This is a genomic window from Parapedobacter soli (assembly GCF_025460835.1).
GTDB classification, from domain to species: domain Bacteria; phylum Bacteroidota; class Bacteroidia; order Sphingobacteriales; family Sphingobacteriaceae; genus Parapedobacter; species Parapedobacter soli.
This window is the reverse complement of sequence record NZ_JAMXAY010000014.1, coordinates 15,999-37,821: the sequence shown is the minus strand read 5'-3', so window position 1 is coordinate 37,821 and position 21,823 is coordinate 15,999. Positions and strand designations below refer to the sequence as shown.

At 50.7% G+C, this 21,823-nt stretch carries 19 protein-coding genes; 13 read left to right on the top strand and 6 right to left on the bottom strand.

Features of this window, described 5'->3' with window-relative positions; translation table 11 throughout:
• Positions 1-137 precede the first annotated feature (137 nt).
• The 13 genes from NGM62_RS08290 (at position 138) to NGM62_RS08230 (ending at position 15,562) form a co-directional block, all read left to right on the top strand.
• Positions 138-2,834, top strand: a complete 2,697-nt coding sequence (locus tag NGM62_RS08290; protein ID WP_262247059.1) for a c-type cytochrome — start codon at positions 138-140, stop codon at positions 2,832-2,834.
• A 2-nt stretch (positions 2,835-2,836) separates the two neighbouring features.
• Positions 2,837-3,916, top strand: a complete 1,080-nt coding sequence (locus NGM62_RS08285; protein WP_262247058.1) for an aldose 1-epimerase family protein — start codon at positions 2,837-2,839, stop codon at positions 3,914-3,916.
• 64 nt (positions 3,917-3,980) lie between these two features.
• Positions 3,981-5,198: a hypothetical protein gene (locus tag NGM62_RS08280; RefSeq protein ID WP_262247057.1), complete on the top strand. Its 1,218-nt coding sequence runs from the start codon at positions 3,981-3,983 to the stop codon at positions 5,196-5,198.
• A gap of 53 nt (positions 5,199-5,251) precedes the next feature.
• Entirely contained in the window at positions 5,252-6,289 is a 1,038-nt protein-coding gene (locus NGM62_RS08275) for a sugar phosphate isomerase/epimerase family protein (protein WP_262247056.1), read from the top strand.
• Between the two features lie 21 nt (positions 6,290-6,310).
• Entirely contained in the window at positions 6,311-7,360 is a 1,050-nt protein-coding gene (locus NGM62_RS08270) for a ThuA domain-containing protein (protein WP_262247055.1), read from the top strand.
• 34 nt (positions 7,361-7,394) lie between these two features.
• On the top strand, positions 7,395-8,252 hold the full coding sequence (locus NGM62_RS08265; RefSeq protein WP_262247054.1) for a sugar phosphate isomerase/epimerase family protein: 858 nt from the start codon (positions 7,395-7,397) through the stop codon (positions 8,250-8,252).
• Between the two features lie 113 nt (positions 8,253-8,365).
• Positions 8,366-9,616, top strand: coding sequence for an MFS transporter (locus NGM62_RS08260; RefSeq protein WP_262247053.1), 1,251 nt, complete (start codon positions 8,366-8,368; stop codon positions 9,614-9,616).
• 74 nt (positions 9,617-9,690) lie between these two features.
• Positions 9,691-10,845: a Gfo/Idh/MocA family protein gene (locus NGM62_RS08255; protein ID WP_262247052.1), complete on the top strand. Its 1,155-nt coding sequence runs from the start codon at positions 9,691-9,693 to the stop codon at positions 10,843-10,845.
• Positions 10,842-11,597 carry a 3-keto-disaccharide hydrolase gene (locus tag NGM62_RS08250; protein WP_262247051.1) on the top strand — a complete coding sequence of 252 codons (756 nt, stop codon included), beginning with the start codon at positions 10,842-10,844 and terminating at the stop codon, positions 11,595-11,597. Before NGM62_RS08255 ends, NGM62_RS08250 begins: the two co-directional genes overlap by 4 nt.
• 74 nt (positions 11,598-11,671) lie before the next feature.
• Positions 11,672-12,682 (top strand): DHH family phosphoesterase, encoded by a 1,011-nt coding sequence (locus NGM62_RS08245; protein ID WP_262247050.1) that lies wholly within the window; start codon positions 11,672-11,674, stop codon positions 12,680-12,682.
• Positions 12,683-12,699: 17 nt separating this feature from the next.
• On the top strand, positions 12,700-13,668 hold the full coding sequence (locus NGM62_RS08240; RefSeq protein WP_262247049.1) for an FKBP-type peptidyl-prolyl cis-trans isomerase: 969 nt from the start codon (positions 12,700-12,702) through the stop codon (positions 13,666-13,668).
• 109 nt (positions 13,669-13,777) lie between these two features.
• Positions 13,778-14,545 carry a TatD family hydrolase gene (locus NGM62_RS08235; RefSeq protein ID WP_262247048.1) on the top strand — a complete coding sequence of 256 codons (768 nt, stop codon included), beginning with the start codon at positions 13,778-13,780 and terminating at the stop codon, positions 14,543-14,545.
• On the top strand, positions 14,546-15,562 hold the full coding sequence (locus NGM62_RS08230) for an asparaginase (RefSeq protein ID WP_262247047.1): 1,017 nt from the start codon (positions 14,546-14,548) through the stop codon (positions 15,560-15,562). It abuts the gene before it with no gap.
• A gap of 14 nt (positions 15,563-15,576) precedes the next feature.
• Here NGM62_RS08230 and NGM62_RS08225 read toward each other — a convergent pair whose 3' ends face one another.
• The 6 genes from NGM62_RS08225 to NGM62_RS08200 form a co-directional block, all read right to left on the bottom strand.
• Positions 15,577-16,887 (bottom strand): bifunctional folylpolyglutamate synthase/dihydrofolate synthase, encoded by a 1,311-nt coding sequence (locus tag NGM62_RS08225; protein ID WP_262247046.1) that lies wholly within the window; start codon positions 16,885-16,887, stop codon positions 15,577-15,579.
• A gap of 29 nt (positions 16,888-16,916) precedes the next feature.
• On the bottom strand, positions 16,917-17,738 hold the full coding sequence (locus NGM62_RS08220; RefSeq protein ID WP_262247045.1) for an energy transducer TonB: 822 nt from the start codon (positions 17,736-17,738) through the stop codon (positions 16,917-16,919).
• A 66-nt stretch (positions 17,739-17,804) separates the two neighbouring features.
• Positions 17,805-18,212 (bottom strand): ExbD/TolR family protein, encoded by a 408-nt coding sequence (locus NGM62_RS08215; RefSeq protein WP_262247044.1) that lies wholly within the window; start codon positions 18,210-18,212, stop codon positions 17,805-17,807.
• Between the two features lie 14 nt (positions 18,213-18,226).
• Positions 18,227-18,928 (bottom strand): MotA/TolQ/ExbB proton channel family protein, encoded by a 702-nt coding sequence (locus NGM62_RS08210; RefSeq protein ID WP_262247042.1) that lies wholly within the window; start codon positions 18,926-18,928, stop codon positions 18,227-18,229.
• Positions 18,929-18,975: 47 nt separating this feature from the next.
• On the bottom strand, positions 18,976-20,016 hold the full coding sequence (locus tag NGM62_RS08205) for an SPOR domain-containing protein (RefSeq protein WP_262247041.1): 1,041 nt from the start codon (positions 20,014-20,016) through the stop codon (positions 18,976-18,978).
• Positions 20,017-20,085: 69 nt separating this feature from the next.
• The gene (locus NGM62_RS08200; RefSeq protein ID WP_262247040.1) at positions 20,086-21,822 is read right to left on the bottom strand and encodes a hypothetical protein; all 1,737 of its coding nucleotides are present in this window, start codon (positions 21,820-21,822) and stop codon (positions 20,086-20,088) included.
• Between the last annotated feature and the right edge of the window lies 1 nt (position 21,823).

The following is a 21,823-nucleotide window of genomic DNA, read 5'->3' as shown; positions in this document are numbered from 1 at the left end:
GTTAAATACTTACCCGCATAGTTCAATTTTGATTTTCCATATCCAGTCAATGAACCAACCGGATCGGTGAACAGATTTATGGTAAACATACATTTTCAACGCATTTGTTACACATCATTTTCATGCTAAACAGATATATGCCAACACCTATCAGAAACAACACTCCGCTCGTAGCGCTATGCCTCTCGCTACTGCTGGCTGCGGCGTGCCAAACGGAAGACAGCGAGAAGGAACCAGAAGCCAAAAAGCCCAAAGTTGAGAAGATCACGGTGGCCCGGGATTTTGTGGTTGAACACCTATACAGCCCTTCCGAAAACAAAAAAGGCTCATGGGTAGCCATGACATTCGATGGTAAAGGAAGGATGATTGTGTCTGACCAATATGGGGCGCTGTATCGCTTGGAAATGCCCGAAATAGGTGCCGACACCCTTACCAACGAGCCGCAACAGCTTGTTTTTCCAGACGATAAATGGGAAAACGACAGCACACAAACCAAGGTAGGTATGGGCTACGCCCAGGGGCTGCTGTGGGCATTCAACAGCCTGTACGTCGTAGTGAACCACCAAGGCGATGATAAAATGGAAAAAAGCAGCGGCCTGTACCGACTGAAAGACACGGACAATGATGATCAATTTGACGAAATCACCCAATTGAAATTGTTCGATGGCCAAGGCGAACATGGACCGCACAGCATCATCCTCGCTCCCGATGGCCAGTCGCTCTACCTCGTGCTGGGCAACCATACCGATGTACCCGAGATGGACAGTTATCTCCTTCCTTCCAATTGGGACGAAGACAACATCATTCAACTCATTACGGATCCCCGTGGACACGCGGTAGACCGGAAAGCCCCGGGAGGCTTCGTTGTGGAAACAGACTCGCTGGGAAAAGAATGGCAATTTGTTGCTGGAGGCTTCCGCAACACTTTCGATATCTCTTTTAACAACGATGGTGAACTTTTTGCCTATGACTCAGACATGGAGTGGGATTTTGGCATGCCTTGGTATCGCCCTACCCGACTGCTGCACGTTACCAAAGGTGCCGAATTTGGATGGCGCACCGGAACGGCCAAATGGGCAACATATTACCCCGACAACCTGCCTCCCCTGCTCAACATCGGCCAAGGATCACCAACAAACCTGATGGATGGCGGAAAGGCCAAATTCCCCGACAAATACCGCAACAGCTTATTTGCTTTTGACTGGAGCTTCGGAATCATCTATTCGGTACAGCTAAAACAACAGGGCGCATCATACACGGTAGCGGCAGAAGAATTCCTTTCCGGTGTGCCCCTCCCGCTCACCGATGGTGAAATCGGGCCGGATGGTGCACTTTATTTCCTTACCGGCGGACGACGGCTGGAATCGGACCTGTACCGCGTTTCCTATAAAGATTACCAGAAAATCAAGGAAGCGTCAACAGCGGAACCCCGGATTACCGAAGAAATGGCTATCCGCAGGAAAATAGAGGGTTACTTCGGGTCAGCTCCAGACACCAACATCGTTAACGAGGTATGGCCATACCTGAATCATGAAGACCGCCATATCCGGTATGCAGCCACCATGGCACTGATGCACCAGCCTGTTACCGTCTGGGGTAAAAAAGCCTTCCGCGAGCGGAACATCCGTACAGCAACCCACGCCATGCTGGCCATGGCCAAAATGGGAGACCCCATACTACAGCCCGTCATTCTCCGCAAATTGATGACCATCGATTTCGGCCGTATATCGAAAGAAAACAAGATCGCACTCCTACGGACAATGGAAGTGTCGTTCTACCGGATGGGCAATGTGAAACCGGAAATCACCAACCGGCTCATCGGTTACTTTGCCGACCACTATCCGGCGAACGATAACGCACTGAACCGGGAATTAAGTAAATTACTTATCCATATCGGCGCACCGTATGCGACCGGGAGAACCGTCGCGCTTCTCGAAAACAGCCTTGATGATTCGACAACCACACAGGCTATGTTGACCAGCTCGGCAGACTTGATTTTACGCAACCCTGATTATGGAATGACCATAGCCACCGTACTGGCCAAAACACCACCGGCGCAACAGATTTATTTTGCCACTGCACTGAGTAAAGCGGATACGGGTTGGACACCCGAATTATATGAACGTTACTTCAACTGGTTTTATGATGCCTTTGGTTACAAAGGCGGCAATAGCTACGTGGGTTATATCAATGCCGCGCGGAAAAGCGCGCTCGATCTCGTACCCGACGACCAACGTGACCACTACAATGTGATTTCAGGCGACTCCCTTTTGACCAAATCGGGCAAAGACCTATTTGCCGATATCGTACCGCCTAAGGGCCCCGGTAAAAACTGGAAAATAGAAGACGCCCTCAAAACCGTCGAAGAGGACGACACCAAAGCATCGCGCAGCTACGAAAACGGCAAGTCGTTATTTGCTGCCGTAAGGTGCGCTTCCTGCCACACTATGCGGGGCGAAGGTGGCGATATCGGTCCCGACCTGACACAATTGGGCACCCGCTTCTCCGTGCAGGATATGCTTACGGCCATTATCAAACCGGGTGATGCTATCTCCGACCAGTATGGAAGTAAAGTATTCGTACTCAAAGACGGCACATCGATAATGGGCAGATTGATCCGTGAAGACGATAACACCTACTCGGTGTCCCAAAATCCCTATGCCCCCCAAGAGCTGAGGGAGATTTCGAAGAAAGAGGTAACGGAGGTCAAAGAATCGACGGTATCCATTATGCCCCCGGGCACGTTGAATGTGTTGAATCCAGAGGAACTGAAAGACCTCATGGCCTACCTCATGGCTGGTGGAAACGAGAATAGTCCAATTTACAAAAAGTGATAATGGATAACGGCAGGACAACAAATTGGGTAAAGAAGGTTTCCAATCCGCTGCAAGTGGGCGGCATTGAAACCGCGGTGCTCGATAACGGTGCCGGAAAAGGGACACGGATAGCCTGGGTAAATACAGGAACCGGGTTACGTTACAAGGTGGTGATTGACCGCGGCATGGATATCGCCGACGCCCAATACAACGCCCATGGCTTGGCCTGGATAAGCCATGTCGGCATCACTGCCCCAACCCACCGGCCCTACCGGGGAATAGAGTGGCTGCATGCCTTCGGGGGTGGGTTGCTGACGACCTGTGGCCTTGACCACATTGGCGGGCCGGAAGCGGACGGCACCGGCGAACGGGGACTCCACAGCCAATTTAGTGGCCTCCCTGCCGCGATCGAATCCATCATCCAGCCCGACCCCGCCAATGGCCAACTGGATATGCGGATCACCGGGGTGGTAAGGCAGTCACAGCCCCTGGGTACGCAACTCACCCTCAGACGAACCATCTCGAGCCGATTGGGCGAGGCCGCTATCCGTGTTGATGACGAAGTAGTCAATACCGGAAATGTGGCTGCTCCGCATATGTTATTGTACCATATGAATTTGGGGTGGCCTTTGGTGGATGAAGATGTGGATATCTGCTGGCAAGGTCCGTGGACGTCGCGCGAAGGGGCTGGCAAAGCGAAAATCTTCAAAGAAGGCTCCTCCTTTAAAAAGGGGAAACCACCGTTGGACGACCATGCCGGCAGCGGTGAGGAAGCCGCATTTATCGATATAACCGCAGATAATGATGGCATATGCCGATGCGGCATACATAATGCGCGGCTGGGTATCGCCTTGGCTGTCGAATTCGAAAAGTCCCAGCTTCCATGGATGACCAACTGGCAACACTGGGGCCCCGGTGAGTATGTGGTAGGGTTAGAACCGGGCACGCATCCGCCCATCGGACAAACGCAGGCCCGCCGTGAGGGATCGCTGATTGTATTGCAACCCGGTGAGCGGCGCCGGTATGGCGTTATGGTTAAGGTACACGAAAACCCTGATGACATCGCACAGTTTTTACGACAAACAGGCAACGGACGATAACTAATACACGATAACTGTAAGCAAACAGAAGAGCAAAAGATAAACAGAAAAAAATACAACAATTATGAATACAAAACAGTTAATTCGCGATGCATTTGATTCCGGATCCGGAATATTACGGTTGGCCCCCACATGGGTTCCGCGCTCATTTTGCGTGCCGGGGCGGCGCATCAAACTCCACCCGGATGATTACTATGTGCTCGGAGGCGTCCGGGGCGGTATAGACGAGCGCTGGCTGTCGTCTACCACTCCAGCAGAGAACGGACCACTTACCGGCGAGCATGAGGGATTAAGCCAGGTGGTGTACGATAACGATGGCAAAACCAGCCAATTCCTTCTCCGCGATGCGGTAGACGAACTGAAAGGTGAACTGATCGGGTCGCGGATCTGGGACGAACATGGCAGTTGGCCGATGTACTCCAAGTTTTTCGACAACATGGGGCCCCTACCCCACCACGTACACCACAACGATGAGAAAGCCGCGCTAGTGGGCCAGAAAGGAAAGCCCGAGGCATACTACTTCCCGCCGCAACTGAATAACCACGGCGGCGACTACCCCTATACGTTCATTGGGCTGGCCCCCGGCACCACCAAGGAACAAATACGCGAATGCTTGGAAAACTTTACGAAGGGCGACAACAAAATCACCAATTATTCACAAGCCTATCGCTTGGAACCGGGAACGGGATGGGACGTTCCCCCGGGCCTGCTCCATGCCCCGGGAAGCCTGTGTACCTACGAACCACAGAAAGCGTCAGACGTGTTCGCCATGTACCAATCGCTGGTCAACGAGGCCATCATCCCGGAGGAGCTGCTATGGAAATGTACACCTGAGGATAAACTGGGCGATTTCGACGAGCTGATAGATGTACTCGACTGGGACCTCAACCTCGATCCCAACACGATGCAGAACCGCTTTATGCCCCCCCTACCCGTTCGCAACGAAGCAGAAATGAACGCAGCAGGGTACTCCGAAAAATGGATATGCTACAAATCGGAAGCTTTCAGTGCCAAGGAGCTGACCGTCTTCCCCGGTGCAACGGTCACCATCCACGATGCTGCGGCATACGGCATGATCATGATGCAGGGGCACGGTAAAATGGGCAACTGGGACATCGAGACACCCGCGCTCATCCGCTATGGCCAGCTTACACACGATGAGTATTTCGTGAGTGAAGCAGCCGCCCAAACGGGTGTTAAAATCGTGAACCTATCGAAAACCGACCCCATCGTGATGCTAAAACACTTTGGACCCGGTAATCCCGACCTCGTGATATCATAATCCGGTAATGAACCGTTTATTTTTATAAATTTACGTACTTTAACAGCAAAGATATGGATAAGACGACTAGATTTCCGAAATTGCACAATGCAACCTGGCCGGGTATCGTGGGTAAAGGCCCCGATTCCGAACCGGTCATCCCTTTTGACGACTTGCTGGCATTTACCGCTGCCGCGGAAGTAGATGGTGTAAAATTCGATGGTGTCGACATTGGCTTGTTAGAACCCCATGTGGATATCAATGGCGGTACCGATGAAGTGAAACGACTAGCCGATAAGGTAGGCAGCCATGGTTTGAATATCGGCTCGCTTGTTGCGCCAATCTGGGCCGGCTCGGCCATAGGCAGTGAAGAAAGCCGGAAGACATTTATCGAGATGGTACGCAAATCATGCCAATTCGGCCAACAGTTACGCGAACTCGGCATCCGTCCGTATGGCGTGGTACGCATCGACTCATCCTGCTCACCGAAAGCATGGGCAGAAGACCCCGCGGGCAACACCAAGCTGATAGCCGAAACATTCAGAGCGGCGTGTGATGTTGCCGCGGATTATGGCGAGCAGCTGGCCGCAGAAGGTGAAATTTGCTGGGGTGGCATGCACAGCTGGCGTGCGATGTTGGATACACTGGAAGCTGTAGACCGGCCCAACATCGGTTTCCAAGCCGATATGTCGCACACGTTCTTATACCTGCTAGGGTATAACAAACCCGAAGACCGCATCCTTCCGAGTGACTTTGAGTGGAGCGACCGCGAAACACTCACCGAAGGATTAAAGACGCTTACCCGTGCATTGCGCCCATGGACCATCGACTTCCATGTCGCACAGAACGACGGCACCGTATTCGGCTCCGGATCGCACGACAAAACCGGGCGCCATTGCCTACCCAACGACCCGAACGGCAAGTTGGATATAGCAACAGACGCAGGGCACTGGCTCCGCGACGAAAATGGTGAACTCACCAAAAAGCTCAAGCATATCTGCTGGGACGGCTGCATGTTCCCCAATGCCGTACTCAACAAGCAGGAAACATGGAATGATATACTTGCCGCATTGGTAAGTGTGCAAAATGCACACGGGTGGCAAGAAGCATAAGTTACATCAACTAGTTGAAGTATGCATAACAAACAGCGTATGTTTTCTTTTCCGTTGGCGGTTTTATGCGTGGTTCTTTCCTGCTGTGCAGGGGGAACCACTTCGCAGACCGAACAGCAAAACCCACAATCAGAGCAGTGGGTTACCTATGTGGGTGAAACGGGGCCGGGGGTAGGCAAACACATCGTGTTGGTAAGCGGAGACGAAGAGTACCGTTCGGAAGAGGCCCTCCCCATGTTGGCACAACTCCTCGCTAAGCGGATGGGCTTCACCTGTACCGTATTATTTTCTCTCGATCCTCAAAGCGGTGAAATCAATCCCAACGAGCAATCCAACATTCCCGGGCTCCAAGCACTGGAAGACGCTGATCTCATGGTGATTTCCACCCGCTTCCGGGCGCTTCCCTCCGAGCAGATGCGCTATATCGACGAATACCTGATGGCTGGAAAACCGGTAATAGGCCTTCGTACAGCCACACATGCTTTTCATTTTAAAGATGCGGAAAACCAGTATGCCAAGTATGATTTCCAGAGCGACATCCCTGGATGGGAAAATGGCTTCGGTAAGGTTGTACTTGGTGAAACCTGGGTAAGCCATCATGGGGCCCACGGTAGTGAGGGAACAAGGGCCGTCATCAACGAAGCCCAAGCTACCCACCCGGTACTGAATGGTATAGCCGACATTTGGGGGCCAACAGACGTATATACTGTAGGTGCCCTACCGGATGCCACCGTACTGCTTTTGGGCCAGTCTACAAGTGGAATGGATGCCGACGCGCCGATCAACACTGAAAAGGGAACGATGCCTATTGCTTGGACACGGACATACCAATTACCCGGCGGGAAGCCGGGAAGGGCCTTTACCACAACCATGGGCGCATCGGTAGACTTCGAAAGCGCGGATCTAAGACGGTTACTGATCAACGCTTGTTTTTGGGCTACCGGATTGGAGGATGCCATACCCCAACAAGTGGACGTGTCGTTCATTTCGACATATACACCCACAATGTTTGGTTTCGATGAATTCAAACGCGGGCAGTTCCCTGCAGATTTCCGGTTAGCAACGGATTGACGAGCGAAAAAGTGAATCACAAAAAAAGATAAATATGCTGAAAATAGGAGTCAACACATTTCTGCTTACTTCACCGTTTACCAGTGAACAGGTTGATATCTTTGGACAATTCAAAGCCTGGGGCTGCGACGCGGTGGAAATCGCATTGGAAGATGCCTCCCATATCGATGCCGACATCATCAAACGGGCATTGGATGAATACGGCATAGCCTGTTCATCTATCTGTGCCGCCATGGGTCCCGGGCGCGACCTACGGGGCACACCTGCCGAACAGGAGGCGGCTGTCGAATACATCACCCAAGCCATGGAGCTGATGGCACAAATCGGTTGTCCGGTTATGGCCGGACCGATGTATTCTACAGTGGGCCGTGCAGAGCAAACTCCCGAGGACGAATACCGCAGGCAATGGGATACCGTGGTTGCCCACCTTCGCCGCCTGGCAGTGCGGGCAGACAACCTTGGCGTTAAGCTAGCCATGGAGCCACTCAACCGTTATGAAACCGACTTCATCAATACCGCCGATCAAGCAGTGGCACTCGTCGACGAAATCGGTCATCGTGCCGTAGGCATCCTCTTGGACACCTATCACATGAATATCGAAGAGAAAGACTCGGCCGCCGCTATCCGGAAAACCGGAAACAGGCTGCTGCACGTCCATGCTTGCGGGTGCGACCGCGGGGCTCCCGGAGGCGACCACATTAATTGGGACAGTATACGCGACGCCCTGAAGGAGGTCCATTATCGTGGAAGCCTAGTCATCGAGTCATTTACCCCCGCAGTCAAAGTAGTGGCCAAGGCAGCTTCCATCTGGCGCGACTTCGAACCTTCCAGAGAAGATATCGCAATCAAGGGGGTAGCCTTCTTACGTAACCATTTTATGACGGGTTTTTAATTTTATAAACAAAATTTAGAAACTGACGATAAACATTGTATTTTCAACGCTTCATTTATAACTAGAATTGATATTAGAAAAAATCAGGATTAACCGGTTAAAACATTAAAAAGATGAACGAGAACATTAACAGAAGTGCCTTATTCAACGGCTCTTGTTTTGCACTGATTACAACCGCTTTCACCTTCGCTATCCGCGCAGGCATATTGCCTCAGTTGGGTGAGCAATTTAACTTGACCGCCGAGCAACTCGGTTTTATCAACTCCATGTGGTTCCTCGGGTTCCCTATCTCCATGATTATCGGAGGCTTGGTTTACCATTCTTTCGGCGCGAGAAACATTATGCGGGTTGCTTTTGTCGCCCACACCCTGGGTATCCTGCTGACCATTTATTCAGGAGGGTATACCGGATTGTTGATTTCCACCCTCTTTATCGGATTTGGCAACGGATGTACGGAAGCAGCCTGTAATCCGATGATTGCCGATATGTATGAGGGCAACAAATTGGATAAGATGCTGAACCGGTTTCACATGTGGTTCCCCGGCGGGATCCTGCTCGGTGCATTAATCTCTAAATTCATGACCGATGCCGGCGGCTTTCTGCAGCAATGGCAAACCCAGATGTGGGTGTTGATGATACCGACCGTGATTTATGCCTTCCTCTTCTTCGGCAAAACATTCCCCAAACCCAAAGTGGAAGGTGTCACTTCGATTGCGCAAAACCTGAAGGCCATGGTTACGCCGACTTTCCTGTTCCTCTTCTTTGCAATGTTCCTTACCGCCATCAGCGAATTCGGTCCGCAACAATGGGTTTCCATCGTGATGAGCCATAGCGGGGCCGACAGCATGTTAATATTGGCGCTCACTACGGGTCTGATGGCTGTAGGCCGCTTTTTTGCGGGTCCCGTGGTGAAGCTACTCGGCCAAACCGGGGTGCTCCTTGGCGGCGCAATCCTTACATTGATCGGTATTTACATGTTTAGCGTGGTCACAGGCCCCATGGCTTATTTCGCAGCAGTCATCTTTGCGATGGGTGTTTGCTACTTCTGGCCAACGATGGTGGGCGCAGCAGCTAAACGGGTACCGCTCAGCGGCGCGCTTGGCATGTCGATCATCGGTGGTGTAGGCATGTTCTCATCGGCCATCTTCCAACCGATCATCGGCAGCTGGATTGACGGCGCGCGGGTTAAACATGCGGCGGCAGGCTTAACGGACTCGGCGTTGGAGCTGGCTACCGGACAGGATGCCTTGGGCAAAATGGTTACCTTCCCTGCCATTCTCATCGTGGCATTCATCATTTTCTTTATCTGGCAAAAAAACGTAAAAATCAAAACGAATGAAGAAGCGGCTCCGGCAGCGCACTAATCGTTTTACAACATATTATTCATCGGCGATGTCGATTTCCATCGGCAACGCCGGTTTTATTCACTGTTAACATTATGGACAAAAAAAAGCAACTAAGAATAGGTCTGATAGGCTGCGGCTTCATGGGCCGCACCCACTCCAATGGGTATAACCGTATACCAAACTTTTTCCCCGATCTCCAATACCAACCGGTACTTCAAGCGGTATGCTCACGACGCGAAGAAAAAGTAAAGGCTTTCGCAGCCCAATGGGGGTTTGCATCGTACGAAACCGATTGGCGTAAGCTCATCGCCCGCGACGATATCGATGCGGTAGACATCTGTACACCCAACCACTTACACGCGGAAATAGCCATCGCGGCAGCCGAGGCCGGAAAGATAGTACTCACCGAGAAACCGCTGGCAAGGAGCCTGGATGAAGCTAAAGCCATGGTCGACGCCGTTACTAAAGCTGGTGTGGCCAACACAGTTTGGTACAATTACCGGCGGTTGCCGGCCGTTACCCTGGCCAAGAAAATCGTCGACTCCGGGAAACTGGGGAAAATATTCCATTACCGTGCTAATTTCCTGCAAGATTGGACCATTAATGCCGACCTACCCCAAGGGGGCGACGCCGCATGGCGCATGGACGTGGATGTTGCGGGATCCGGCGTAACCGGCGACCTATTGGCCCATTGTATCGATACCGCTATGTGGCTCAATGGCGGCATTACCGAGGTATCGGCAATGACTGAAACATTTGTGAAGCAACGGGTGCACCTCGACACCGGAAAGCTGCAGGACGTTGGGATTGACGATGCCTGCATTTTTCATTGTAAGTTCTCAAACGGATCACTGGGCTTGTTCGAGTCCACACGCTATGCTAGGGGCCATAAAGCACTATATACGTTTGAAATAAATGGCGAAAATGCTTCCATCCGCTGGGATTTACACGACCTGAACAGGCTGGAGTATTTTGATAATGACTGTGACTCCGACGTAAAAGGATGGAGCTCAATCCATGTCACCAACGGCGACCACCCCTATATGGACAAGTGGTGGGTACCGGGACTCGGGATCGGTTATGAGCATAGCTTTGTACACCAAGCCGCAGATTTCCTCAAAAGCCTAGAGACCGGAACTCCCTGCCAACCGGATTTCAAAAATGCGTATGAAACACAGAAAGTATGCGATGCCGTCATCGAATCGGCAAACTCAAAGTCATGGAAAAATACAAATGTAGAAATATGAAATTGCCGATAATCGGTGCGATTGCCATATCAGCCTTGGCCATTTCATCATGTGGATCAGGTGCTACCCAAAACCAGCAGGACCCGTCAGCGTATATATCACTGTTTGACGGGTCAAGTTTAACAGGCTGGCGGGGTGACACATCCCTTTGGCGGGCCGAAGGCGGCGTGCTAATAGGCGAGATTGCCCCGGGTGCAGAATTGGACCACAATTCGTTCATCATTTGGGATGGTGGCAAGCCCGCTGATTTCGAATTGGTCGCCGAATACCGGATGACCGGCAAGGGTAATAGTGGCATCAACTACAGGAGCGAGGAGCTAATGGAGCCGTCTTTCGCATTGAAAGGCTACCAAGCAGATATCGATGCTGCAAATACATATACCGGACAAAACTACGAAGAGCGTGGCCGCACCATACTCGCGTTTCCGGGACAACACGTTAGGCTTCCCGAGGTAACAGGGCCGATAGCCGACTATGCGAAAGGAAATATATGGACTGTTGCAGAGGAAGTAGAATCTCTGGGTAACCGGGACTCCCTGCGCACGTTGGTTAAGGAAAATGATTGGAATGAAATCCGGATCGTTGCAAATGGCAACCAATTGGAGCACTACATCAATGGCACCTTAATGAGTAAAGTGGAGGATCACGACGTTGCTAACCGTAAACAAGAGGGGTTGATTGGTTTCCAAGTTCATGTAGGTCCCCCAATGAAAATCGAATACCGAAACATCCGGCTGAAGTACCTCGATTAAATATCGCTCTTTTCGCATTCAAAAATTCGATAATCGGATTTTTTATAGTAGGTTTGCAACCTTTTAGCAGTTGAATGTTTACACCGGAAGCGCTTAGGGAGGAACTCGCCAAACCGAAGCAGATTGTTGTCACCACGCACCACAAACCCGACGGAGATGCCTTAGGTTCATCGTTGGCAATGTATCATTGGCTGAAAGCCAAGGGGCATGCCGTCAATGTAATTGTACCGTCGGACTTCCCGACATTCCTGGACTGGATGCCTGGCCGGCAAGATGTAATCATATATACAGAAGCTAGAGAAAGCAGCGATGCCCGTATCGCGGCCGCTGATATGATATGGTGCCTCGATTTCAATGGATTGCCGCGTATCCATGCCATGGCGGATAGCGTACGAGCCGCATCCGCGCTGAAAATCATGATCGACCACCATTTGGACCCCGAGGGGTTTGACGATTATCGGCATTGGGACAGCGGAGCCGCCGCAACAGCACAATTGGTCTATGATTTCATCGTCAATGCTATGGACGACCACAATGGCATTACACCGGAGATAGCCACCTGCCTTTATACAGGAATCATGACCGATACGGGCTCTTTCCGCTTCCAGACCACTACCTCTTTGGTACACCTGATTGCGGCTGACCTCATCGCACAGGGCGCTAAAAACTGGGAAATACATGAACACGTATACAATAGCTACACCGAGGCTCGACTAAAATTCCTCGGATTCTGTTTGGAAAACCGGCTCCAAGTGTTACACGAGTACCGTACAGCGCTATTCAGTGTGTCTCGAGAAGACCTTACCAGGTACAATATCACCACCGGCGACACGGAAGGTTTGGTAAACTATGCGCTCGCGATTAGTGGCATCAAACTTGCCGCATTGATTATCGATCGAACTGACCAGGTTAAACTCTCACTGCGGTCGGTGGGCGACTTTCCTTGCAACGAGGTATGCAGAGACCACTTCAACGGCGGCGGGCACCGTAATGCAGCAGGTGGAAACTCAAATGAACCGCTACAAACCGTCGTAAAAAAATTCAAATCACTATTACCCGAGTATAAAACACGTTTAATACAATAATTAATCACAGTCAAAACATGAAGAAATCAATTTTTAGTTTAGGGCTTGCCGTCACGATAATGGGTAGCGCCTGCCAGCAGTTCGAGAAAGGCGACGGCGGCTTGCAATACAGGATTGTGAAAGACAACGGCCAGCCCAAAGCGCAAACGGGCGACCTGCTTTCCGTGAACCTGACCGTAACAACGGACCGGGATTCGCTGCTTTCCAGCACATACAAAATCGGACTGCCCCAGATTGTCAACATCGCAGCCGATTCGCTCCCCGGACTCTATCCGGGCGACTATAACTCAATGTTCAAAATGCTTGGCGAAGGCGACAGTGCCATCTTCAAGCTCGATCTTGACACGATGGCGGCAAAAACGATGCAACCTAAGCCCGATTTTGCCGATAAATACGTAACCTTCAATGTCAAGGTAAATAAACACTTCAAAAAAGGGGATCTTACTGATAGCGCATTGTATGCAGAGGTGAATACTTATTTCGACGGTGAAATTGAGAAACTGAAAGCATCGGAAGAGGGAAAAATAACAAGCTATATCGGAAAAAACAACCTTGAGCCGTTGACAACAGCTTCCGGTTTGCAATATATTATCACCGAAGAAGGAACCGGTGAAAAACCGGTGGCCGGCGATACCGTACAGGTAAACTATACGGGTGCATTGGTGGCCACAGGTGAAGTGTTCGACACATCCATTAAGGAAGTAGCCGAGGAGCACAAAATATATAATGCAATGCGCCCCTATGAGCCGGCGAAATTCGCTATAGGCGTCCGCCAAGTTATTCCCGGTTGGGACGAAGGCCTACTTTTACTACCCAAAGGCACCAAAGCGAAGCTCATCATCCCATCCGAACTCGGGTACGGTGAGCGCGGTGACGGCCGCGGTGTAATTCCACCGTTTGCCCCACTGGTATTCGATATCGAACTTATCGATATCCTGAAACCCACCGCACCGGATTCAACAGCACAGGAAAACACCCAGGAATAACAGGAAAACAGACGCCCTCCCGACACGGAGGGCGTTTTTTGCATTAAGACTGCACACCCTTGGTTTTAAAAGGCGAGTTAGCTAAGTTTGCACCATACCACAATTAACTATGGAGCTTGTAGATACACATACCCACTTATATTATCTATACGGCACTGCTGAATTGGACGCCCAAATGCAGCGCTGTTTCAAAAATGGGGTACGGTATTGCCTGCTTCCAAATGTTGATCGTGAATCGATCAGTAAAGTAATGGGTACGGTGTCGGCATTCCCCGATAATTGTTATGCGATGATGGGCCTGCATCCATGCGATGTAAAGGAAGACTACCGCGACGAGTTGGATGTGATTGAAAAAGCGCTAACAGCCCATAAAATATACGGTATCGGTGAAATAGGTATCGACCTGCATTGGGATCAATCGACACTCCCCCTGCAGCAACAAGCATTCCGCATCCAAACAGGTTGGGCGAAAGAATTGGGACTACCGGTCTCTATCCACTGCCGTAATGCGTTTGACGAGTTATTTGAACTATTGGAAGAGGTGCAGGATGGCCGCTTGACCGGAGTATTGCACTGCTTCACGGGTGATGCCAAACAGGCACAGCGCACCATAGATCTCGGACTCCACCTCGGTATCGGCGGTGTGGTGACTTACAAGAATGCTGGGCTCGATGCCGTGGTAGCCAACCTCGACCTCCGCTACTTAGTGCTCGAAACCGATTCACCCTACCTCCCACCCGTACCACACCGGGGAAAGAAAAATGAAAGCAGTTACCTACTTTATATTGCACAGAAGATAGCCGATTTACATCGGATATCCATTGAAGAAGTAGCAGCGGCAACCACGGAAAATGCTAAACGGATATTCAGTATTTAAATGAACAATGTTTTCGTAATCTATACGGGCGGTACCATCGGGATGGTCAAAGACGAACGGAATGATACATTCATGCCTTTCGACTTCGACCTGATTGCAAAAAACATCCCCGAATTGGCCCGGCTCAATTATAACCTCACGGTACATTCGTTCACCCCCATCATAGACTCGTCTAATATGCAACCAGCTATATGGGTTGAAATGGCAAATATCATCAAGGAGCACTATGACGCCTACGACGGGTTTGTTATTCTACACGGCTCAGATACGATGGCCTTTTCAGCTTCTGCGTTGAGTTTCATGCTTGAGGGGCTGCAGAAGCCGGTTATCCTCTCCGGCTCCCAGCTACCCATAGGCGAAATCCGCACCGACGCCCGGGAAAACCTAATCACTGCATTGGAGTTGGCATCGGCAAAGAAAAAGGACAAGTCGCTCATCCATGAAGTATGTATTTTCTTCGACAACAAGCTCTTCCGTGGCAACCGGTCATTCAAATACAATTCGGCCAAATTCGAAGCATTCCGTTCACCTAATTACCCCGTACTTGTAGAGGCAGGCGTACACCTTAAATACAACCGCGATGCGCTACTCGACAATAGTGGCAAGGAATTCATACTGCACACCCAGCTCGACAATTCTGTATCTGTACTCAAATTATATCCCGGTATCAGCCCCGAGGTGGTGCGCGCCGTACTGGAATCGCCTGCCCGGTCGGTCATCATGGAAACGTTCGGTTCGGGTAATACCACAACCAACCGATGGTTCCTCGACCTTATCGACCAAGCCATCCGTGGAGGCAAAAACATCCTCAATATCTCACAATGCAAGGTTGGCAGCGTAGAACTTGGACGTTATGAAACCAGTAAATACCTGAAGGAAATGGGTGTGATCAGTGGGTACGACATGACATTCGAGGCCGCGGTAACCAAATTGATGTACCTGCAAGGGGAGTTCAAACAGCAACGTGATGTGGCTTATTGGGCCGAACAGAATATCCGTGGGGAGCTTACCGCGTAACAGTTAATCACAACTCAGGAATTGTATTGCCTAGCTAATAAGGCATCGGCTACTATAAACGTACTTCCGCCGATAAATACCAAGTCCTGGGGCGATGCCGAGCGCTCCGCTGCTTCAACGGCCTCAGCCACCGTAGCAAATGCTTGGCCCTGCAATCCATATTGGGAAGCAATCGCACACAGCTCTCCCGCAGGAAGTGCTCTAGGCATGGCAACCTGGCAGAAATAATAATGGGCATCATTTGGCAGCATGGGCAGCATGTGATCCAAATCCTTATCGCGCATCACGCCGATGACCATGCGGAGGGATAGATACGGGGTGGAGGCAATGTTAGCCAAAACTTCCCGCCAACCATCCACATTGTGGCCGGTATCGCAGATGACCAGGGGACCAGTCGCCAACGTCTGCCAGCGCCCCATCAGACCGGTAAGCTGCTGTACATGTGCCAGCCCGTACTTCACATCGTTAGCGGGGATGGAAAACCCCTGCTGCCTTAATTCATCGATGGCACACAGCACTGCAGGTAGATTTTTAGCTTGGTACATGCCGGTCAGATCCAGTGTGTAGGTTGTCTGTTCGGCTGATTGATGCCGCGTAGCACGTAGATCAAGGTATTGTCCATCGCGGCCTAAATTATCTACATGCCACTGTTCAGTTGCGAACACCAACCTACTGCGCTTATCTCCTGCCACGCATTCAAAGACCTCCGCCACTGCCGGCTGCTGTTTTTCACCAACAATCACAGGTACCCCTGACTTGATGATCCCAGCTTTTTCGGCGGCTATTTCAGGTAATGTATTCCCTAATATAGCGGTGTGGTCATAACCGATATTTGTAATGATAGCCAGCAACGGTGTGATGACATTCGTGGAATCTAACCGGCCTCCCAATCCTGTTTCCACGATAGCGATATCCACCCCCTGGTTTGCGAAATAAGCAAATGCCATGGCTACCGTAACTTCAAAAAACGAAGGTTTGATAGTTTCAATCAACGATTGCTGCGAATCGACAAATTCTGCGACCCAGGTCCGGGGGATCATTGAGCCATTCACACGGATACGTTCTCGGAAATCCAATAAATGGGGAGACGTATATAAACCTATCTTATAGCCTGTTTGTTGCAGGGCAGCCGCCAGCATGTGCGAGGTAGACCCCTTACCGTTGGTACCTGCTATGTGAACCGATTTAAACCGCTCATGGGGGTTACCCAAGGCCTCGCAAAGCCGATACGTATTGGTGAGATCTTTTTTCAATGCGGAAGTGCCATCCCGTGTAAACATGGGAAGTTGCGCGTAGAGGCATTCAACCGCTTCCTCGTAATTCATTGCGGATTAGGCTTGTTTAAATTAAATCCCTATTTCAACCTGAACCGGAATGGTATCAGTCCACGTTGCTCGCGTGGTGCGCGCTCAATTTCGTTAAACCGGGCGTTCCTCACCGCACGTTCACATTTATCCCATAAGGCTTTATCGGTCAGGGTTGTTCCCTTCAAACTCACCCGGGCAAAGGTTATCCGGCCATCCCGTGCCACACGCACTTCCACCATTACAACTCCGGCCTGCTGCCCGTTGTCTTCGATATTGGGCGGCACAGCCCACCCCCTATTCTGGATGGAGAGCCCGATATCGCCATCGCCCGACCCGCCTTCGCCGTAATTGGACGCAAGCGGGTCGCCTTGGTTGCTGCCCTGGTTGCCGGCCTCTGTACCGGTACCGTCTCCCCTACCCGTTGAATTGTTTCGCTTCCCGGTGTAAAGCGCATTGGGATTGATCGCTGGTTTACTTTCTTCCTTCGTAGCGGTTGCTTCGGCTGCATTGGCCTTTTTAGGTTCATTGGCAACCACCGCCGGTGCATCTTCCATATCCTGTGTCGCCACACTTTGCTCGGTAACCTGCTGCGATGGCGTTTCCTGAATCTCCTGCTGCGGGTCAATCTTGTCGGGCCGCACATTATTGGCATTGGGATCCATCGAAGCATCATCGACTGTCATGTAATCGTCGCCCATCCCGACGTCCGAAGTACCGTAGTTCACGATGATACCCCCGGTTCCGATCTCAGGGAAGGCCGAACCGATCATAATGATGAAACTGAGAATCAATAACCCACCCATGATGCCGCTGGATATCCACAACGCTTTGGGGTAGTTATTTTCTTCCTGTAAATGATAGTAACCCATCTTATCTCCTTATCTTTTACGTTTCCTGTAGGATGCTAAACCTCACTGAATTCCATAAATCCGAACTCATTCGCGCAACGGTTCGGTAGCCAATACGAGCCTAATTCTCAACTTATTGGCCACGTCCATAACCGATATCACATTTTGGATAGGCACCGTGCTGTCTGCATAAAGCATGATGGTAAGCTCTTCACCCGGCTGCACGTATGCCTGTATCGCACTCATCAAGTTCTCATAGGGCACCTCCTCTTTATCGAGGTAGTATTTCAAATCCTGGGTAACCGATACCGTAATCGTCTTCTTCGCTACGGATTGTTCGCCTGCACTCGAACGCGGCAATAGCAGCTTCACCACCTGCGGATTTGAAACCGCCGACGCCAACAGGAAAAACAACATCAGGAAGAACATGATGTCGTTCAGGGAATCCGTAAAAACCCTTACCTCCGATTTATTTCGCTTCGCTCTTAAGTTCATTCGTAAAACAAGGTTTATGAGCCGGGTTCATCCAATAAGTCAACAAATTCAATGGCATCTGTTTCGATGCGGAGAATCAGGCGTTCGAGCATGGTATTCAACCAATGGTAACCAGCAAATGCCAAGATACCGATTGTAAGTCCGGCAGCTGAAGCAATCATCTTCACGTACAGTCCCCCCGACACACTAGCAATGTCGATGCCTCCGGCCGCTTCCACGTCGCGGAAGATAATGATCACACCGAAAATTGTTCCCACGAAACCCAACATCGGCGCAACACCGGCGATGATACTTAGTATATTAAGGTTTTTCTCCAACCTGCCAACCTCGAGCTTACCAACGTTCTCTATAGCGCCCTCTATGTCTTTGATAGGCCGACCGATACGTACCAACCCTTTCTCAAGCATCCTGCCCAATGCACTGTTGCTAGCCCTGCAAACCGACAACGCCGAGTCCAGGCGTCCTGAAAGCACACTTTGTTTGACATGCGACATCAGGCTCGGATCATATTTCGAGGCCTTTTTAATCGTGATGTAGCGTTCGATAAATACCACAAGTGTAGCGAAAAGCAAAAGCGACAGTGGGATCATGATCCAGCCCGCCTTGAAAAGCAAGCCGATGAGGCTTATTTTCTCGTTTGCTAGTTCTACCGTCTGCTGCGCTGCGCCCGCCAATGTATCTAGCGGATAAATGGTGTCTTGCTGTAAAAGTAACATAAATCGTCGTATGATGTTCCTGTATTGTTTTAATTATTATGTATTTGTTATTGATGTTCTATCTTCGCTATCCAAGCTCCGGGTTCAAATGTTTTTTGCACCCGCGCCAATTCCTTGTAGGCTTCCTCCTCCGTGGCAAATGATCCCCAACTAATTTTCTTACGGTTACCCGGCATCCGGCTGTCGATTGCATGCAGGTCGTATCCTTTCGCCTTCATTTCTGCCACAAATTTATCTGCCTGCCGCATCGTAGCAAATGATCCAACGATAATCTCATAGGTTACCGATGGCTCAGCTGGTATGCTATTGACCTCGGGTTTGGTATTTACCTGAACCGAATCAGCGTCGATTGCCATGGCTGTTAACTGCGCAGTATCTGCAACTTCCACCGAATCATTCCCGAGACCGGAGATAACTGGCTTTACTTCGTCTGGTCTACCAGCCCCGTGTTCGACTACATCGCCAGCGATGATACTACCAAACCCGGCCGGTTGATAATACCATACCAAGCCCGCTCCGATCAACAGTGCTACCACGACCGCTGCTGCCATAATCCACGGGCTCCGCCGCTTCACGGGAATGCCAGCTTCATTTGCTTCGGTCTCTTCGGGCTGAACTACCGGTTCTTCTTCGCTATCTGCACCTATCAATTCGGCGCCTATCACCTCCCCAGCATGCTCCGTATCCAATGTCTCACCGTCTGGCGGCAACGGGGCAGCAACCGGTTCCATAACTAATCCGTTAGCCTCAAATGGCTTGAATACGAATGAGGCACCGTCAGCAAACAGGTGTCCAAGCCCCTCTAAGAGCGCCTCACCATTCCGGCTGATGGTGTCCATCAATGTATTGACCGAGGCTTCCAGCATGGCCACAGCCGTTGCCTCATCCACCTGCTGCTGTGCCTTCAAGTAGGTAGTAATAGGAAACCCATGGGCAGGCTGGTCGGCCACGAGCTCTATGTGTTCAACCGGTGGATTAAAGGTAGACCGATCGGAGTCGTACGAAGCCGGGTAACGGGTCCTCTTGAAGACACCGATGCCTGGCACGTCTACCGCTGGGTACCGCCTCAACAGACTCGCAATACTCACACCCAAATTCATATTCTCACTTCTTGCTCAATCAAGCTCCTACAAAGCTAACACCTTCGACGCACAACGTCAAAATGAAAAATTAATACCGCCGATTACATTCAGGCCCAAACGGGGGTAGAATAGATATCGTTCGTAATTAGCACCCAGCATATTATTCAGCCGCACATAAATCCCAATGCGGTCGGTAGCACGGTACTCCGCTCCGGCACTCAAGTCTGCAAAAGAAGGGATAGTCGCTTTACGCATGCCCGTGGTCCCTACTTCTGTAATGGCATAATCCGACAAATCAATATTACCGTCGGGCACCAGCCCGTAGGTCTGCCCCTGGAACAGGAGCTCACCGTCGATATAAAGTTTATCGCTGATATTGAAACGGGCATTGGCAGCCATCCGCATCTTCGGTGTATACCATGCCTCTTCCTGCTGCTGGAGGTCAAACTCATTGAAGTTCACCCGGCCGCCAACGGTTACCACTTCCGAGATACGGACATTCAACTCACCCTCCAACCCAATAACGGTACTGGCGTTTTCGCCGCTTTCATACAAAAGATTGAACTCATACGGTCTGCCGGGAGCAATAGCATAAAAAGGCATCCCCTCAACGCGGCGGTATAACGCTTTTACCTTATAGCCGAACGTTGCGCCGGCATTCCCTTTGATACCACCAAACACGTACATACGGTCAACTGCATTGCGGATATCATTTGAACTTCCCAATGCTGCCAGCCACGGATTCTCGCCGGAGAGTGTCTTGAACGACGTTTTGTTCACATCTCCACCAATCCCTCCGAAAAGGTGTGCATATTTCGGAACCAATGCGAAATCCACCTCCGCAGAAGGGAAAATATTGGTCCGTGAGGAGTCGCCGAATTCCGCGACGAAATTGGCGCCTAACGTGATGTTGTAATTGGGGCCTTGGAAGCGGATATATGGATTGACACGGCCGATATGGTTAGCAAGGTTGTAAGACGCATCTTTTACCGTTGTGAAGTCTCCCGATACATTGAGACCGACGTTAAATGCATTGATCTGTTTGTTGATGTAACCTGCCAATGCAAAGGAGTTTTCCTTTGTTTCGAAGGCATTGCTGTAGATATAAGCATCTGCTTTCGCTGAATAAACAAGGGCATCTGTCGCTTGGTCGTCGTAGTTACTGGTTATCTCCCCCGTAAAATAAATATCGTTGAATGCCTGCTTAGCCGGGCTGACGTTAAGCGATGTACCATCCGCATCCGCCACCGTGCCATAAAACCGTGTACCGTACCGTTTGAAGCCCACTTCACCATCGAGCGTGATGGGACCGTACACTGTGCGGCCGAACACCCCCAAGTGTTGCGATGAGAATTTCTGCTCTTCAAATGTGCCTTGTTGATTCAAATGCTTCACATACCCCCCCACTCGCGTATCCACCCAGTAATCCGAACTAAGGTACACCTCCCCTAAAATGGTTCCAAGGTTTCCCGCTCCGAATTTGACATAATTATTTGTCAATTGCTGGGTACGTGAAAAGGGCATCTCCTGGATGGTCAACCGTTTCGTACCGGTATTGATGTCGAGTTTTTTATCGATGATGCTATAGCTAAAATCGGGTTGGTATTGCCTCTTATTGGTCATGTCGGGACTCTGCCGAATCTTTACGGCATCGGCCAAAATCGGCCTGTAGTCGCGTACCACGTCAATGGAGTCGATGGTAGCGGGCCGCTCATCCCGTTGCGTTACCTCCTGTGTGTATCCAACCAGTACTACCCCACACAGAACAGTGGTGAATAAAAACCGATATCGTATTGATTCCTGAAAGATCATA

Excerpts from the sequence above, each read along its gene's own strand:
- NGM62_RS08210 (WP_262247042.1), bottom strand. The coding sequence starts at position 18,928 with ATGTTACTTTTACAGCAAGACACCATTTATCCGCTAGATACATTGGCG.
- NGM62_RS08215 (WP_262247044.1), bottom strand. The coding sequence starts at position 18,212 with ATGAACTTAAGAGCGAAGCGAAATAAATCGGAGGTAAGGGTTTTTACG.
- NGM62_RS08260 (WP_262247053.1), top strand. The coding sequence starts at position 8,366 with ATGAACGAGAACATTAACAGAAGTGCCTTATTCAACGGCTCTTGTTTT.
- NGM62_RS08235 (WP_262247048.1), top strand. The coding sequence starts at position 13,778 with ATGGAGCTTGTAGATACACATACCCACTTATATTATCTATACGGCACT.
- NGM62_RS08290 (WP_262247059.1), top strand. The coding sequence starts at position 138 with ATGCCAACACCTATCAGAAACAACACTCCGCTCGTAGCGCTATGCCTC.
- NGM62_RS08285 (WP_262247058.1), top strand. The coding sequence starts at position 2,837 with ATGGATAACGGCAGGACAACAAATTGGGTAAAGAAGGTTTCCAATCCG.
- NGM62_RS08280 (WP_262247057.1), top strand. The coding sequence starts at position 3,981 with ATGAATACAAAACAGTTAATTCGCGATGCATTTGATTCCGGATCCGGA.
- NGM62_RS08250 (WP_262247051.1), top strand. The coding sequence starts at position 10,842 with ATGAAATTGCCGATAATCGGTGCGATTGCCATATCAGCCTTGGCCATT.
- NGM62_RS08275 (WP_262247056.1), top strand. The coding sequence starts at position 5,252 with ATGGATAAGACGACTAGATTTCCGAAATTGCACAATGCAACCTGGCCG.
- NGM62_RS08245 (WP_262247050.1), top strand. The coding sequence starts at position 11,672 with ATGTTTACACCGGAAGCGCTTAGGGAGGAACTCGCCAAACCGAAGCAG.
- NGM62_RS08220 (WP_262247045.1), bottom strand. The coding sequence starts at position 17,738 with ATGGGTTACTATCATTTACAGGAAGAAAATAACTACCCCAAAGCGTTG.
- NGM62_RS08200 (WP_262247040.1), bottom strand. The coding sequence starts at position 21,822 with ATGATCTTTCAGGAATCAATACGATATCGGTTTTTATTCACCACTGTT.
- NGM62_RS08230 (WP_262247047.1), top strand. The coding sequence starts at position 14,546 with ATGAACAATGTTTTCGTAATCTATACGGGCGGTACCATCGGGATGGTC.
- NGM62_RS08225 (WP_262247046.1), bottom strand. The coding sequence starts at position 16,887 with ATGAATTACGAGGAAGCGGTTGAATGCCTCTACGCGCAACTTCCCATG.
- NGM62_RS08255 (WP_262247052.1), top strand. The coding sequence starts at position 9,691 with ATGGACAAAAAAAAGCAACTAAGAATAGGTCTGATAGGCTGCGGCTTC.
- NGM62_RS08265 (WP_262247054.1), top strand. The coding sequence starts at position 7,395 with ATGCTGAAAATAGGAGTCAACACATTTCTGCTTACTTCACCGTTTACC.
- NGM62_RS08240 (WP_262247049.1), top strand. The coding sequence starts at position 12,700 with ATGAAGAAATCAATTTTTAGTTTAGGGCTTGCCGTCACGATAATGGGT.
- NGM62_RS08270 (WP_262247055.1), top strand. The coding sequence starts at position 6,311 with ATGCATAACAAACAGCGTATGTTTTCTTTTCCGTTGGCGGTTTTATGC.